This window comes from Planosporangium flavigriseum (genome assembly GCF_011947225.1).
Taxonomy (GTDB): domain Bacteria; phylum Actinomycetota; class Actinomycetes; order Mycobacteriales; family Micromonosporaceae; genus Planosporangium; species Planosporangium flavigriseum.
The window spans coordinates 208,641-224,381 of the sequence record NZ_JAATVW010000005.1 but is presented as its reverse complement, the minus strand read 5'-3'; the positions used below and the strand labels follow the sequence as shown (position 1 = coordinate 224,381).

Here is a 15,741-nt window from a genome sequence, read left to right as displayed (position 1 = left end):
ACCGGTCCACGTGTCCAAGACCGCCTACAGGCCTACGAGCCCGCGGATGTGGCGGGGGGCGGGCGACCCGTGGGCGAGCATCCGGTCGTGCCACTCCCGTACCGACACGTCGGCCGGGCGGGCCGCGGCGATCGCCGCCACCTCGGTGTACCCCACGAAGTAGGTCGACAGCTGGGTGGAGGTCAGCAGCGCCCGGCGCCACTTGCCGGCCGCCTCGCCCTCCTCCTGGAAGCCCTCGTCGAGCATCAACGCCATCGCCTCGGCCTCGGTCATCTGATCGCAGTGCACGAGCTGATCGAGGATCGCGTTGATGCTCATGCGCAGCTGCATCTTCAACTGCTGGGCGCGGACGGGCAGGCCACCGAAGCCGCGGGAGACCATGAGCTCCTCGGCGTACACCGCCCAACCCTCCACGAACGGGCCGGAGAAGCCCAGCGCCCGCGCTCGCGTCGAGCCGCGAAACCGGCGTGAGTGGGCGAGCTGCAGGAAATGCCCCGGCATCGCCTCGTGCACGCTCAGGTTGCGGATCATGTGGTTGTTGTACTCGCGATAGAACGACTCCACCCGCTCGGCCGGCCAACCGGCCGGCGTCGGAGCGATGCAGTAGAACGTCGGCAGGTCACCGGTCTCCAGCGGACCCGGCGGGTCGCAGTACGCGACCGCGACGCCCCGGGCGAACTCCGGCATCTCCATGATCACGCACGGGTCGTCGATGAGGGTGACCAGATCGTACTGGCTGACGAACTCGGTCGCCTCCCCCAACGTCGCCTTCGCCAGGTCGACGATCGTGGTGTCGTCGGGGTGCTCGGCGGCGAGCTGATCGAGCGCCGCGCGGATGTCCGGAGAACCGGTGAGCTGCGTGGCGACCTCGCGCAGTTCGGCCGTTACCCGCTCCAGATTGGCCCGCGCCCGCGAGAGGATCTCGGAGGCCGGTAGCTCCGTGTCGAGCGCGTGCCACAGCCGCGCCTCCCACAGCCGCCGCCCGAGCCGCGGATCCCGGCCGCCGTCGCCGGCCTCCTCGGCGCGGTCGCACAGCCAGGTGACGAACTCGCCGAGCGCGGCGATCGCCCGCTGCCGCAGCGGCTCGACCGTGTCGGCGAGCGCCGGCGCCTGCTCGATCAGTTTGGGCAGCTCGCCCGCGACGAGCGAGGCCGTGCCGGAGAACTGCCCGACGGCGGTCTCGAGGTGAATCCGCGGGCAGTCGGTGAGTACCTCCTTGGCGGTCGCGAGCGCGTCCGGGATCGCCGACAGCCGGGCGGCGACCGAGGTCAGCCGCTCCTCGGCCGGGGCGAACGGGCGGGCGATCAGCCCGTACAGCAGCGAGCCGGGGTTGTGCACGAGCGGGTTCCACTCGTGTTCGCGTACCTCGGTCAGCTCGAACAGCGACCGCTCGACCCGCGCGAGCAGCGCCGCGTGGTCCACCTGCTCCTGGGGAGCTAGGTCGTCGACGTCCACCTGGGACAGCGCCGCCGAGGCGTCCCGCAGCATCGCGACGTCACCCGCGACCGCGCCCGGTGAATAGTCGGGAAGCCGGTCGTCGAAGCGGTGGTCACCGGCGAAGGCAGCCAGGTGTGGGCTGGTTTCCAGTACGGCGTCGACAATGTGTTCGGCGAGGGGCACGAAGCGCTGCGGCATGTCGAGCAACCTACCCGCGGGGCCGACCGGCCGACCACCCGACGCTATGCGCCCTCGGCGGAACCCGCTGCCGAGCCTTCGGCGCGGCGGACCTCGTCGGCGTAGTCAAGGGCGGCCTTCCGCAGCGCACCCTCCGGGTCCTGCCCGTGCGCGCGGGCCTGCGCAACCGCCGCGAGCAACTGCGAGCCCAGGTCACCGGTCTCGGGAAGCGGGACCTCGACCCCGGCGCGCGCCGCCCGGCCGAGCACCTTCGCCGCGAGCGACAGGGCCGGCTGGGCGAGCGCGATCCCGTCCATCGCCGAGCCGCGCGCCTTCTCTTCCTTCTTGATCCGCTCCCAGTTCTCGGTGATCTCGTCGAGCGTGTGCGCGGCCGTGTCGGCGAACACGTGCGGATTGCGGCGGATCAGCTTGTCGACCAGGTCGCCGGCGACGTCGTCGATCGCGAACGGCTCATCGGCCTCCTCGCCGAGCCGCGCGTGCAGGATCACCTGCAGCAGCACGTCCCCGAGCTCTTCGCGGATATGGGTGGGCTCGCCGGCGACGATCGCGTCGTACGCCTCGTACGCCTCCTCCAGCAGGTACGGGGCGAGGCTCGCGTGGGTCTGCGCGCGCTTCCACGGGTCGCCACCGGGCGACAGCAGCCGGTCCATCACGGCGACGACGTCGAGCAGGCGCGCACCCTGCGGATCCCAGGAGCCGTACATCAGCTCCATCTCGGCCAGCCCCGGCTCGCGCGCCAGCCGCATGCCCAGCTCACGGGCGAAGTCCTGGTCACCGGCCGGTCCGGCCAGCCACACCACCTCGGGCTCGGCGATGCCGAGCACCTCGTCGGCCCGCGGCGGCACGATGCGCACCGGGACCCCCGCGGCGCGCAGGGCGTCGACCTGCTCGCTCTCGGCCGCGGCCAGCACCGGCAGGGTACGCACGACGTCCCATGCCGCCGCCGTCAACAACCCCGCCGGCAGTCGGGGCGAGGTCACCAGCAGGACGATCCGGCGCGCCATGACGTCCTCAGCCGTTACTCAGGTCCTGGTTCTGCTCAGCCGGGGCCTGGACCACGACCGGCTGGCCGGCCTTGCTGTTGAGCGAGACGACGACCAGCGCGTGGTTCTGCTGGTCGCGCAGCAGTGCCAGCTCGGCCGGGGCGTACTTCGGGTTGACACTGACGTTGGCCTTCTTGACCGCCTCGCTGTACAGCTGGCGCAGGCTCACGTTGGCCCGGAACAGCTGGTCGTTCTGCGCACCGAGGCTCTTGCGGTAGGTCGCCTCGTCCACCCCGGGCCCCACCAGCCCGGCCACCTTCGCCCGCTGGTACAGGTCGGCATAGTCGGCGTCGGTCGGCTGTGCCAGCGTGGCGTGCTGCTGGACGGCGCCCCGGTACGCCTCGTACTCCGCGAATATCTTGATCAGCGGCCGGAGTGTCTCGAGGCTGCCGCGCTCAGCGGTCGGCAGGGCCTGCTGGATCTGGGACTCCGCCCCGTGCTCGTCGACCTCCGGCGCGGGCCACTTGTTGTCGGCCACCATCCGCTTGCCCAGGTCGCGCACCACCAGCCACTGGGCGATGGTCTGGCGCCCGTCGCCCCGGCTGAGGCTCGACACCTTCTGGAGCTGCGCAGACAGCCCGTCGACATACTCGTGGCTGTACGTGGTCGAGCCGACGTAGATCGCGGCGCCCGGCTCCGAACGGCAACCGGTGAGCGCGAGGGTTCCGACCAGAGCCAAGCCGGCGATGGACGCCACACGACGAGCACGCTGCATGGATCACACTCTCTCACGACCGCAGTCGCTGCTTTCACCCAACTCCCCTCACGACACCAGTGCCGGCTCGCCGAGAACCGTCTTGAGTAGCTCCGCGGCCCAGTCCAGCAGGGCCGTGTCGCGCAGCGGCTCCCCGCCGATCCGCTTGGTCATCGGTCGGGGCAGCGACACCGTGTCGGTGCCCGCCTTGTACACCGAGTCCGGGTAGAACCGCTTGAGCCGCAGCTGCTTGGAGTCGGGCAGGTTCAGCGGCCCGAACCGGACGTGCTTGCCCTGCAGCGAGACCTCGGTCAGCCCGTAGGAGCGGACCAGCAGCCGGAACCGGGCCACCTCGATCAGGTTGGTGACCTGGGCCGGCGGCTCCCCGTACCGGTCGCGCATCTCGGCGACGATCTCGTTCAGCGTGGCGGCGTCCCGGACGCTCGCGAGCTTGCGGTACATCTCCAGGCGCAGCCGCTCCACGCCGATGTAGGAGTGCGGCAGGTGCGCGTCGACCGGCAGGTCGACCTTGACCTCGACCTCTTCTTCCGGCCGCTCCCCCTTGAACGCCTGCACGGCCTCGCCGACCATCCGCACGTACAGGTCGAAGCCGACCCCCTCGATGTGGCCGGACTGCTCGCCGCCGAGCAGGTTGCCCGCGCCCCGGATCTCCAGGTCCTTCATCGCCACGTACATGCCCGCGCCCAGTTCGGTGTGCTGAGCGATCGTGGCCAGCCGCTCGTGGGCGTGCTCGGTGAGCGGCTTCTCCGGCGGGTACAGGAAGTAGGCGTACGCCCGCTCCCGCCCACGGCCCACCCGGCCGCGGATCTGGTGCAGCTGGGACAGGCCGAGCAGGTCGGCCCGCTCCACGATCAGCGTGTTGGCGTTGGGGATGTCGATGCCGCTCTCCACGATCGTGGTGGAGACGAGGACGTCGTACTCCTTCTCCCAGAAGCCCACCATGATCTTCTCCAGGGCCTCTTCGCCCATCTGGCCGTGGGCGACCGCGATCCGCGCCTCGGGTACGAGCTCGCGCAGCTTCCGCGCCGCCCGCTCGATCGACTCCACCCGGTTGTGCAGGTAGAACACCTGGCCGTCGCGCAGCAGCTCACGGTGGATCGACGCGGCGACCTGCTTGTCGTCGTACGCGCCGACGTAGGTCAGCACGGGGTGGCGCTCCTCCGGCGGCGTGGCGATCGTCGACATCTCCCGGATGCCGGTGATCGCCATCTCCAGCGTGCGCGGGATCGGCGTGGCCGACATGGCCAGCACGTCGACCGACGCCCGCAGCGTCTTGAGGTGCTCCTTGTGCTCGACGCCGAAGCGCTGCTCCTCGTCGACGATGATCAGCCCGAGGTTCTTGAACCTGGCGGACGCCTGCAGTAGCCGGTGGGTGCCGATGACCATGTCGACCGTGCCGTCGATCATCCCGTCGAGCGTCTCCTGCGCCTCCTTGGGCGTGACGAAGCGCGACAGCTGCCGGAGCTGGACCGGGAACTGCGCCATCCGCTCGGAGAACGTGTTGAAGTGCTGCTGCGCCAGCAGCGTGGTCGGCACGAGGATGGCGACCTGCTTGCCATCCTGGACAGCCTTGAACGCCGCCCGTACGGCGATCTCGGTCTTGCCGTAGCCGACGTCGCCACAGATCAGCCGGTCCATCGGGACCGGCTTCTCCATGTCGCCCTTGACCTCGTCGATCGCGGCGAGCTGGTCGGCGGTCTCGGTGTACGGGAAGGCATCCTCCAGCTCGCGCTGCCACGGCGTGTCCGGGCCGAACGCGTGGCCCTTGGAGCTCTGCCGGGCGGCATAGAGCTGGATAAGCTGCGCGGCGATCTCGCGGACCGCCTTGCGGGCGCGCGCCTTGGACTTCTGCCAGTCGGCGCCCCCCATCTTGTGCAGCGTGGGCGTCTCGCCGCCGACGTACCGCGAGAGCTGGTCGAGCTGGTCGGTCGGTACGTACAGCCGGTCACCGGGCTGGTTCTTCTTGCTCGGCGCGTACTCGATGACCAGGTACTCCCGGTCGGCGCCGTTGACGGTGCGCTGCACCATCTCGACGTACCGCCCGATGCCGTGCTGCTCGTGCACGACGTAGTCGCCCGTCCGCAGCTCGAGCGGGTCGATCTGGTTGCGCCGGCGGCTGGGCATCTTGCGCATGTCCCGGGTGGATGCGCCGCGGCCGCCGGAGATGTCGATGCCGGTGACGATGACGAGCTTCCCCGGCTCGTCGATGAAGCCGTTGCCGAGCGGGCCGGTGGTGACGGTGACGAGCCCGGTGGCGGGCTCTGCCTCGACGGTCTCGGTGAGCGTCACGCCGAGGCCGGCGTCGCGCAGCACCTCCACCGCCCGCTGGGCGGGCCCGGAGCCCTCGAAGACGAGCGCGATCCGGCAGCCGTCGGCGAGCCAGCGCGTGAGGTCCTCGACCACCCGGCCGGTATCGCCGTGGTAGAGCGGCACCGGCTGGGCATTCAACGTCATCTTCGCGGCGTCGTCGGCCACGTCGGCGGACTTCTCACCGACTTCCCAGGGCAGCGGCTCGGCCGCCCTCGTCGGCTCGTCCACGCCGAACGGCGACACCGACCACCACGCCTGCCCGAGCTGGGCGGCGGTCGCCCGAACGTCGACAAGGGTACGGAACGACGCGGCGCCCAGGTCGATCGGCGCACGGCCCCCGACTGCCGCAGCGGCCCAGCTGGCCTGGAGGAACTCTTCGCTCGTACGCACGAGGTCGTGCGCCCGGGTGCGGATGCGCTCCGGGTCGCACAGCACGACGTGGGTCTTTTCCGGCATCACGTTGAGCAGTAGTTCCATCGAGTCGCTGCCGTCGAGCAGCGCCGGTGCCAGCGACTCCATCCCCTCCACCGGGATGCCCTCGGCCAGCTTGTCGAGGATCTCCGCCAGCTCAGGGTTGGCCTGTGCGAGCGCCTTGGCCCGCTCCCGGACTGCCGGGGTCAGCAGCAGTTCCCGGCACGGCGGTGCCCACAGCCGGTCGGCCTTGGCCAGGGTGCGCTGGTCGGCGACCGCGAACGTGCGGATCTCCTCGACCTCATCGCCCCAGAACTCCACCCGCAGCGGGTGCTCCTCGGTCGGCGGGAACACGTCGAGGATGCCGCCGCGCACGGCGAACTCACCGCGCTTGGTGACCAGGTCGACCCGGGCGTACGCGATCTCGGCGAGGCGCCGCGCGACGTCGTCGAGGTCGGCGCTGCCGCCGGCGTGAAGCTCGACCGGCTCCAGCTCGCCCAGTCCTTTGAGCTGCGGCTGGAGCACGCTTCGCACGGGAGCGACGACGACCTTGACCGGCCCGCGGGCGGGGTCGTCGGGTTCGGGGTGGGTCAGCCGCCGCAGCACCGCAAGGCGCCGGCCGACGGTGTCGGAGCGCGGCGAGAGCCGCTCGTGCGGCAGCGTCTCCCACGACGGGTAGACCGCGATCTGGTCGGCGGGCAGCAGACAGCCGAGCGCAGCCGCGAGATCTTCGGCCTCGCGGCTGGTCGCGGTGACGGCGAGGACCGGCCGCCCACCACCAAGGTCGGCTGGAGCAGCCGCCGCGGCGACCACGAATGGGCGCAGCGACGCGGGCGCGGTGACCTCGACGGGGATGTCGACGTGTCCGGCGCGCGCGAGATCACGGGCGCGGGTGAGCGCGGGATCTGCGAACGCGGCGCGGAGCAGGCCGGACAGCTTCATGACAGCCCTTTTCAACAGATAGGCACGACGAGAAACCCCGCTACCGGCGAGGGTGGGGGTGACGGCGTTAAGCCTAACTCGCCCGGCCCCGGGCGATACGACCTCAGTCCGGGGGCTCGCTACCCGCACCCTCGGCCGGTGCCTCGGTGGTGTCGGTCTTCTCCAGCGGGTTGCGCCCCAGTTCCTGATGGTCGCGGCCTAGTTCGTCCTGCTTCTCGGCGCTTCGGGCCGGTTCGTTACCAGTGTTCATGGCCCTCGCGTACCCACGCGCGGGAGAGATCAATCCGGTGATCCTCACGAACAGGGCGCATGCTCACCGATTGCCGCCGGTCACCTTGATCACCTCGCCGGTCACGTAGCGCCCGGCTGCATCATCTGGTGGGCGGCGTTGTTGACCAGCGCGTCGATGCGGCCGAACTCGGCCACCGCCCGGTCGACGATCCGCTGGCAGTGCGCCTCCTCGCGGATGTCACCCGGCACCGTCACCGCCGTGCGGCCGGCGTCGCGCACCAGCCGTACGGTCTCCTGGGCGTCTTTTTCCTCCTCCGGCAGGTAGGAGATGAGGACGTCGGCGCCCTCGCGGGTCCTGCTTGCCGTGCTGGTCCTCAGCCATGGAGGGATCCCCTTCTCACCGGTGTCACTCCCCCCTGTGTGCCCGGCGAGTGGAACCGCCAACCGTCCCGCCACGGTCGACGAGTGCGCGATGTATACATTTGCCTTCAGTGCATCGTGATCTTGCCGATGGGCGCTCTGGAGGTAGCCATCAGACGAAGGGACTGTCGAGTGAGCGTCACGGGCCGAGGCGCGGTTCCGTCGAGCCGGCGACATCCCCAACCAGGTGGTACCGACCGGTGCTGCGACGACGCCTGGGCGTCCAACCAGGAACTGCCCCTCGGCGTGAGCACCGATGGCCTCCCCCCTGCCCACGGCGTCGGATTTCCGGTCCGACAGTGGGTGTCGCCACCGGAAGCCGCGCGACTTGTGGCCAGCGGCGACCTGGACGCGGGGCACGTCGTGGTAGCCGCCCCGGAACTGGACACCGCCACGACGGCCCTGGCCCAGCTGGCAATGGCCGGCTTCAACGGAGCGTCGAGCGTACTGCTGACCGGTACCGGCGCCGTTCAAAATGCACGGACGCTTCAGCAACTGCAGGTCGCGATCGACAACATTCCAGCGCCGATCTTCAGTAAGGACGCCGACGGGGTGTACGGCGCCTGCAACAGGGCGTTCGAGACGTTTGTGGGCGTTCCCCGCGAAAAGATCATCGGACGTACCGTTCACGACCTCTGGTCAAGCGACCTGGCCGCGATGTACGACAAGGCGGACCGGGCACTCATGGAGGCTGGGGGCACCCAGATCTACGACGGGCAGGTCCGGTACGCGGACGGGTCGGTGCGTGACGTGACCTTCTACAAGGCGGTCTTCACCGACGACCAGGGCACGGCACGAGGGCAGTCCGGCGCGATCCTTGACATCACCGAGCGGCGGGCGCTGGAGGCGAAGCTGCGAACGCTCGCCGACAGCGACCCCCTCACCGGAGCAGCGAACCGAGCGTCGTTCGCCCGCCGGCTCGACGAGGCTGCCGCCCACGCCGACACCGATCAGCCGCCGGCCGTACTCCTCATCGACCTGGACGATTTCAAGATCGTCAACGACACCCTGGGCCATGACATCGGCGACAAGCTCCTGGTGGCCGTGTCCGAACTGCTGCGCCAGAACGTACGCGAGCTTGGCCTCGTCGCTCGGCTCGGCGGCGATGAATTTGCCGTACTCACGGAGAACCTCCGGGCTGACGACGTCGACCTGCTGGTCCAGCGGATCCTGGCCGCACTCACCCCGCCGGTCCTGGCCGCCGACCATCCTCTGGTGGTGCGGGCCAGCATCGGGGTGGCCTACGGCCGTCCCGGCGATCGCGGCGCAGACCTGCTGCGCAACGCCGACATAGCGTTGTACGTGGCGAAGGACTCCGGCAAGGGCCAGTACGCCTACTACCGCTCCGGCATGAAGACCCGGGTGGTGGAGCAGGCGACGCTGCTCAACGGGCTGCGACAGGCCCTGAACGAGCGGCAACTGCACCTGGAGTACCAGCCGATCGTCCGACTCAGCGATGGCGCCGTGATCGGCGTGGAGGCGCTGGCGCGTTGGCGGGATCCTACGCGCGGGGTCGTGCCACCCGCACGGTTCATTCCCATTGCCGAACGGAGCGGCCTGATCCTCCCGCTCGGGCGATGGGTGCTCGACCAAGCCTGCCGTGACGCCAGCCGCTGGCAGCGCCTCGATCCCGTGCGGGAACAGTTCACCATGCACGTGAACGTGTCCGCCCACCAGCTACGTGAACCGACATTCACCGCCGACCTGCACAAGGCGCTCACCGACGCCGGACTCAACCCGGCCGCCCTGGTCATCGAGCTCACCGAGACCGCGATGACCGATGACCCTGCGACAGTAGAGACCGTGCATGCCATCCGCGAACTGGGCGTACGCATCGCCCTGGACGACTTCGGCACCGGACAGTCGTCACTGGCGATTCTGGCGAGCTGTCCGGTGGACGTCATCAAGATTGACAAGTCCTTCGTAGACCAGATCACGGGCTCCGACCGCCACGCCGCCGTCGCCCGTACGGTGGTCCAGCTCGCGAACAGTCTGGGGATGGAGACCGTCGCCGAGGGCGTGGAGAGCGCTGTACAGGCCCGGCACCTGCACACCATGGGCTACCGGCAGGCACAGGGTTTCCACTTCGCCCGACCACTCGTTCCGGACGCCGTCGACCTGCTTCTCGAGTGAGAAGCAGGTCGTCAGATGCTCTTGACGTCGGACGACCGTTCCCACTGGGTGGCACCGCGCCGACCGATACGAGGGGCCGGACCAGCCGAGATAGCATTTGGCTTGCCCTGGACAGCGCTGTCCCCGCGTACCTGAAAGCGAAGGAGCCAGCGTGAGCGCGCAGGTGGATCAGGTCATCCCTCGCCCGGAGAGTGGCGACACCCCGCACACCGACGAAGCCGATGCTGCCCTGCGGGCCGACATCCGGCGACTCGGCACCCTGCTGGGCCAGAGCCTCGTCCGCCAGGACGGCCAGGATCTGCTGGACCTCGTCGAAGAGGTACGCGCGCTGGTGCGCTCCGACCCGGCTGCCGCAGCCGAGCGGTTGGCCGGTCTGGACCTGGTCACCGGCACGCAGCTCGCCCGGGCCTTCTCCACGTACTTCCACCTCGCCAACATCACCGAGCAGGTGCACCGGGCGCGCGAACTGCGCCGCATCCGGGCGCGCGAGGGCGGCTGGCTGGACCGGGCCGCCAAGCTGATCGCCGACCGGGGCGTCGGCGCCCGCGAGGTCGGCACCGTCGCCGGGCACCTTGCCGTACGGCCGGTGTTCACCGCGCACCCGACCGAGGCGGCCCGGCGGTCGATCCTGACCAAGCTCCGCAAGGTCGCCGACGAGCTGGACGCCGAGGCCACGGCCGCTGCGATCGACGGCTGGCGCGACCCCGGGACGGTCAACCGGACCGACCGGCGGCTCGCGGAACTGCTCGACATGCTGTGGCAGACCGATGAGCTGCGGCTGGAACGGCCGGAGCCGACCGACGAGGCCCGCAACGCGATCTACTACCTGGCCGACCTGGCGAACGACGCCGCGCCGCAGGTCCTCGACGAGCTGGCGGAGAAGCTGCGTGACCTGGGTGTGAAGCTCCCACCCGCGTCGCGTCCGCTCACGTTCGGCTCGTGGATCGGCGGCGACCGCGACGGCAACCCGTTCGTCACCCCGGCCGTCACCCGCGACGTACTGCTCATCCAGCACGAGTACGGCATCCGCGCCGCCGAGCGGGTCGTCGACAACCTGATCGACTCCCTGTCGGTGTCGAAGCGGCTGCGCGGCACCTCGTTGGACCTCGCCGCCAGTGTCGCCGCCGACCTCGACGCGCTGCCCGAACTGCCGGCCCGCTACCGGCGAGTGAACGCCGAGGAGCCCTACCGGCTCAAGCTGCGCTGCATCCGGCTCAAGCTCACGAACACGAGAAACCGGCTGATCGCCGGCACTGCGCACGTGCGTGGCCGCGACTATCTCGGTACCGATGAACTGATCACCGACCTGGAGCTGATCCGAGCGTCGCTCGCCCGCAACGGCGGTCAGCTCGCCGCGGCGGGGCGCCTCGCGTCGGCGATCCGGGTGCTGTCGGCGTTCGGGCTGCAACTGGCGACGCTGGACGTACGCGAACACGCCGACAAGCACCACGCGGTGCTCGCGGAGATGTACTCGCGGGTCGGCGAGGTCGAGTACGCGATGCTGGACCGTACCGAGCGGACCGCCCTGCTGGTCAGCGAGGTAGCCTCGCACCGGCCGCTGTCTGGCGTGGACACTCCGCTGTCGGATGCCGCGCGGAAGACGTTCGACGTGTTCGGCGCGATCCGCCAGGCCCAGGACCGCTTCGGGCCGAGCGTCGTCGAGTCGTACATCATCTCGATGACCCGCGGTATCGACGACCTGCTCGCGGCGGTCATCCTCGCCCGCGAGGTCGGGCTGGTCGACCTCACCGCCGAGCCGGTCAAGGCACGGATCGGGTTCGTGCCGCTGCTGGAGACGCCGGTGGAGCTCGATGCCGCCGGTCCGCTGCTGGACGCGCTGCTGTCGCTGCCCACGTACCGTTCGTTGGTCCGCGCCCGGGGCGACGTGCAGGAAGTGATGCTCGGCTACTCCGACTCCAACAAGGAAGCCGGGATCACCACCTCGCAGTGGTCGATCCACCGGGCCCAGCGCGCGCTGCGCGACGTCGCGGCCAGGCACGGCGTACGGCTGCGGCTCTTCCACGGCCGGGGCGGCACGGTCGGCCGGGGCGGTGGCCCCACCCACGAGGCGATCCTGGCCCAGCCGTACGGCACGCTCGACGGTGCGATCAAGGTGACCGAGCAGGGTGAGGTCATCTCCGACAAGTACACGCTGCCGGCGCTGGCCCGCGAGAACCTCGAACTGACCCTCGCCGCGGTGCTGCAGAGCGCGCTGCTGCACACCGAGCCCCGCCAGCCCGCCGAGGCCCTCGCCAAGTGGGACTCGACGATGACGACGGTCTCCGACGCGGCGTTCCAGGCGTACCGGAGCCTGGTCGAGCAGCCCGACCTGCCGGCGTACTTCTGGGCCTCCACCCCGACGGAACTGCTGGGGGCGCTGAACATCGGCTCCCGGCCGTCCAAGCGCCCGGACTCGGGTGCCGGCCTCGAAGGCCTGCGGGCGATCCCGTGGGTGTTCGGCTGGACCCAGTCGCGGCAGATCGTGCCGGGTTGGTACGGCGTGGGCTCCGGCCTCGCCGCCGCCCGGGCCGCGGGCCTGTCCGACGTGCTCGCCGAGATGCACGAGCAGTGGCACTTCTTCCGGACGTTCCTGTCGAACGTGGAGATGACGCTCGCCAAGACCGACCTGGACATCGCGTCCCGGTACGTCGACTCGCTGGTCCCGGAGTCGCTACGGCCGATCTTCGAGCAGATCCGCGCGGAGTACGACCGGACGGTGGCCGAGGTGCTCGCGATCACCGGCGAGTCGGAGCTGCTGGAGAAGCAGCCGGTACTGGCCCGCACGCTCGGCGTACGCGACACGTACCTGCAGCCGCTGCACCACCTGCAGGTGTCGTTGCTGGCCCGCCACCGGGCGGCCGGCGCGCAGCGGCAGCCGGCCGACCCGGCGCTGCTGCGGGCGCTCCTGACGACGGTGAACGGCATCGCGGCCGGTATGCGCAATACCGGCTGACGGTAGAGTTCCCCTCTTCTGCGAGGAGGGCGCCCCGCTTACGGTCCATCCCGTGACAGGGGCGCCCTCCTCATAAACAGCGGATCAGAACCGATAAAACCGACAAAGCGAACCATTCAGCGACCGCATAGCCGGGCACCCTCGACCCAGGGCAAGGTGGCTGACAGACTGTCGCTTGGTCTGCGGGGGGCGAACGGGCGTGAGAGGTGACATGAACAACGGGTGGGTGCTGCCCGATGGGGTGCTGCGCGACGCGCCGGCGTACGCGCCGCGCGTGCACGAGCTGGCCGACCTGGAGCTTCTGCTCACCGACGTGTACGCGCCGCTGACCGGATTCCTGGGCCGCGACGATCTGATCAGCATCGCCCGTACGGGTCGGCTCGTCGACGGCACGGCCTGGCCGGTGCCGGTCACGCTGGAGGTCCCGACCGATCTGCTGCGCCAGATCGACGTCGCCAACCCGTTGCAGCGGATCCTGCTGCTCACCGACGCCGAAGGCGCTCCGGTCGCCGCCGTCGACATCACGGAGGTCTGGCCCACCCGCGAGGGTTTCTGCGGCGTCGCCGGCATGGTGCGCCGCCTCGGCGAGGGCCACCAGGGACCCTTCCGGCGCCTGTACCGCCCTCCGGCGGAGGTACGCGAACTGCTGCCACCCGGACGGGTACTCGGCGTCATCGCCGACCGGCCGCTGCACCGCCCCCAGCTCGCCCAGATCGCACACGCCGCGCGTACCCTCGCCGGACATCTCCTGCTGCTGGTGCCGGTCGCCGCTCCCGGGCCCGACGGGCTCGCCCCGGAGGCGCTCGTACGCTGCATTCTCGCCGCGCGCGACCGCATGCCCCCGGCCACGATCGTCACGATCCCCCTGGTGCCGCACGGTGACGAGGTCCGCGACGCCCTGCTGCGGGCACGGGTCGCCGGCGCGTACGGGGTCACCCATCTGCTCGCCACCGGCTCGTCGATGATGTCCGGCGGACTGCGCGTCCTCGTGCCCCGCGAACTCGCCTACGACGGGCGCGACGGGCAGTGGCGCACCCGCGACGACATCCCACCGCGGTACCAGCGGCTACCGCTGACCACCGCCGAGATCGACGACCTGCTCGACCGCGGCGTCGCGCTCCCCGAGTGGCACACTCCCCCAGCGGTGGCCAAGGAGCTGGCCCGGGCCCGCCCGGCGCGCCGACACCGCGGTCTGGTCGTATTCTTCACCGGGCTGTCCGGCTCGGGTAAGTCGACCATCGCGAAGGGCGTCGCCGACGTCCTGAGGGAGACCGGCGAGCGTACCGTCACCCTGCTCGACGGGGACGTCGTGCGCCGGCACCTGTCCAAGGGCCTCGGCTTCTCCGCCGCCGACCGCGACACCAACGTGCGGCGGATCGGTTGGGTGGCCGCCGAGGCCGCCCGGCACGGCGGGGTCGCCCTGTGCTGCCCCATCGCGCCGTACGCGGTGTCCCGCGCCGCCACGCGCCGGTTCGCCACGGAGGCCGGGGCGGACTTTGTGCTGGTCCACGTGGCCACCCCGCTGGAGGAGTGCGAGCGGCGCGACCGCAAGGGCCTGTACGCGAAGGCGCGGGCCGGCGAGATCACCGGCATGACCGGCATCGACGACCCGTACGAGGCGCCCACCGACGCCGACGTCGTCATCGACACCACCGGCATGAAGATCAGTGAAGCGATCAAGCTCGTCCTGCGCCACCTCGGCGACAACGGCTGGATCGATCCGCGCCAGCCCTCCTGACGCAGTTACCTGCGGCGACTACCTCCGTTACCAGTAACGGACACCGTACGTGGGAGGACTCGTGAAGCGTTTCGGGCTGATCGGCTGCGTGCTGGCCATCGCGCTGACGGCGCTACTGGTAGCGGCGACGTGCGGCCGGCCGGCCCGACCCGAGCCGGAGCTACCGCAGCCTCCGTTGCCGGACACCTTGGCCACGACGGGTCCCTGATACCAGTCAGCCGCGCCGGCTCGTGATGGGAGTCGTCGGGTCACCTGTCATCGATGTCCAATTTCGCACCAGAAGCGGCTATTGGCGGCTGATCGCTGCGCGAACGAGCAGGCCCAGCGCGTACGGGGCGTCGTGACCGTGGTACCGGTCGGCCAGCCGGTGGGCCCACGCCAACCGGGACCGCCGCATCCACTCCGGTGCGCGTACCTGGTCGCCGGCCAGGCAGTCGATCGCCGCGCCGCAGCCCAGCAGCCATGTGCCGGGCAGGTCCCCGCGTAGTCGATCGATCAGCCGTTCCTGCCCGGCAGCGCCGAGGCCGAGGTACACCACATCGGGCTTGGCCTCGATGACCTCGCGGCAGATGGCGTCGAGCGTGGCACGGTCGCGGTAGAAGCCGAAGCGCGGACTCGCGTGGCCGGCGATGCGCAGCCCCGGGTACGCGCGGACGAGCCGCCGAGCCGCCCGGTGCGCCCCCTCCACCCGGCCGAAGAACGCCGGTGCGCCGCCGAGCAGGTACAGCGACCGGCCGTCGGCCGCCAGGGCCGCCGCGAGCGACCAGACCAGGCTCGACCCGGCTACCCGCTCCGGCAGCGGTGCTCGGGCCAGCCGTGACGCCCAGAGCAGCGGCGTACCGTCGGCGACCACCAGGTCGGCGTCGGCAAGCTGGGCGCGCAGATCGGGATTGCGGCGGGCGAGCCGCAGAATGTCGATGTTCGGCGTGACGATCCGCCCGCCCTGCCCCCGATCGAGGCTGTCGCGCACGTACGCGACGATCTCCGCCTCGGTACGGCGATCAATGGGGATGCCGTCGAGTACGACGTGTCGGTCCATCTCGTCTCCAGGCCGGTCACCCGCAACCACCCTCCGGACAAGGGTCGGGGCCCGGTTGGACCGGGCCCCGCTGGGAAGGGACGGCAGGCAATCACCAGTACGGACGAACCCGGACACACCATGGCGTACTGCCTAGGCGGGGACCTGCCCGAGTTATCCGTGTAGACCACG

At 70.5% G+C, this 15,741-nt stretch carries 11 protein-coding genes; 4 read left to right on the top strand and 7 right to left on the bottom strand.

Annotation, left to right across the window (positions count from 1 at the left end):
• Positions 1 to 24 precede the first annotated feature (24 nt).
• From HC028_RS10145 to HC028_RS27495, 6 genes are all read right to left on the bottom strand, one after another.
• Positions 25 to 1,635: a DUF885 domain-containing protein gene (locus HC028_RS10145; RefSeq protein ID WP_168075672.1), complete on the bottom strand. Its 1,611-nt coding sequence runs from the start codon at positions 1,633 to 1,635 to the stop codon at positions 25 to 27.
• Between the two features lie 44 nt (positions 1,636 to 1,679).
• Entirely contained in the window at positions 1,680 to 2,639 is a 960-nt protein-coding gene (locus HC028_RS10140) for a nucleoside triphosphate pyrophosphohydrolase (RefSeq protein ID WP_168075670.1), read from the bottom strand.
• Positions 2,640 to 2,646: 7 nt separating this feature from the next.
• A complete protein-coding gene (locus HC028_RS10135; RefSeq protein WP_168075668.1) occupies positions 2,647 to 3,393 on the bottom strand; it encodes a hypothetical protein in 747 nt (248 codons plus the stop codon).
• 48 nt (positions 3,394 to 3,441) lie between these two features.
• Positions 3,442 to 7,056: a transcription-repair coupling factor gene (mfd, locus tag HC028_RS10130; protein ID WP_168075665.1), complete on the bottom strand. Its 3,615-nt coding sequence runs from the start codon at positions 7,054 to 7,056 to the stop codon at positions 3,442 to 3,444.
• A gap of 103 nt (positions 7,057 to 7,159) precedes the next feature.
• Positions 7,160 to 7,306, bottom strand: coding sequence for a hypothetical protein (locus tag HC028_RS10125; protein WP_168075663.1), 147 nt, complete (start codon positions 7,304 to 7,306; stop codon positions 7,160 to 7,162).
• 101 nt (positions 7,307 to 7,407) lie between these two features.
• Entirely contained in the window at positions 7,408 to 7,731 is a 324-nt protein-coding gene (locus HC028_RS27495) for an SDR family oxidoreductase (protein WP_373313850.1), read from the bottom strand.
• Positions 7,732 to 7,953: 222 nt separating this feature from the next.
• Between HC028_RS27495 and HC028_RS10115 the strand changes: the two genes are divergently transcribed.
• The 4 genes from HC028_RS10115 (at position 7,954) to HC028_RS10100 (ending at position 14,739) form a co-directional block, all read left to right on the top strand.
• Positions 7,954 to 9,840, top strand: a complete 1,887-nt coding sequence (locus HC028_RS10115; RefSeq protein ID WP_203981183.1) for a putative bifunctional diguanylate cyclase/phosphodiesterase — start codon at positions 7,954 to 7,956, stop codon at positions 9,838 to 9,840.
• 163 nt (positions 9,841 to 10,003) lie between these two features.
• Entirely contained in the window at positions 10,004 to 12,793 is a 2,790-nt protein-coding gene (gene ppc, locus HC028_RS10110; protein WP_373313857.1) for a phosphoenolpyruvate carboxylase, read from the top strand.
• Positions 12,794 to 13,004: 211 nt separating this feature from the next.
• Complete coding sequence (gene cysC, locus HC028_RS10105; protein WP_168075659.1) at positions 13,005 to 14,531, top strand: adenylyl-sulfate kinase; 1,527 nt, start codon at positions 13,005 to 13,007, stop codon at positions 14,529 to 14,531.
• Positions 14,532 to 14,592: 61 nt separating this feature from the next.
• Positions 14,593 to 14,739, top strand: a complete 147-nt coding sequence (locus HC028_RS10100; protein WP_168075657.1) for a hypothetical protein — start codon at positions 14,593 to 14,595, stop codon at positions 14,737 to 14,739.
• 78 nt (positions 14,740 to 14,817) lie between these two features.
• Here the strand turns inward: HC028_RS10100 and HC028_RS10095 are convergent, their stop codons facing one another.
• Positions 14,818 to 15,570 carry a WecB/TagA/CpsF family glycosyltransferase gene (locus HC028_RS10095; protein WP_168075655.1) on the bottom strand — a complete coding sequence of 251 codons (753 nt, stop codon included), beginning with the start codon at positions 15,568 to 15,570 and terminating at the stop codon, positions 14,818 to 14,820.
• Positions 15,571 to 15,741: the final 171 nt, after the last annotated feature.

Excerpts from the sequence above, each read along its gene's own strand:
- HC028_RS10145 (WP_168075672.1), bottom strand. The coding sequence starts at position 1,635 with ATGCCGCAGCGCTTCGTGCCCCTCGCCGAACACATTGTCGACGCCGTA.
- HC028_RS10140 (WP_168075670.1), bottom strand. The coding sequence starts at position 2,639 with ATGGCGCGCCGGATCGTCCTGCTGGTGACCTCGCCCCGACTGCCGGCG.
- HC028_RS10135 (WP_168075668.1), bottom strand. The coding sequence starts at position 3,393 with ATGCAGCGTGCTCGTCGTGTGGCGTCCATCGCCGGCTTGGCTCTGGTC.
- mfd (WP_168075665.1), bottom strand. The coding sequence starts at position 7,056 with ATGAAGCTGTCCGGCCTGCTCCGCGCCGCGTTCGCAGATCCCGCGCTC.
- HC028_RS10125 (WP_168075663.1), bottom strand. The coding sequence starts at position 7,306 with ATGAACACTGGTAACGAACCGGCCCGAAGCGCCGAGAAGCAGGACGAA.
- cysC (WP_168075659.1), top strand. The coding sequence starts at position 13,005 with ATGAACAACGGGTGGGTGCTGCCCGATGGGGTGCTGCGCGACGCGCCG.
- HC028_RS10095 (WP_168075655.1), bottom strand. The coding sequence starts at position 15,570 with ATGGACCGACACGTCGTACTCGACGGCATCCCCATTGATCGCCGTACC.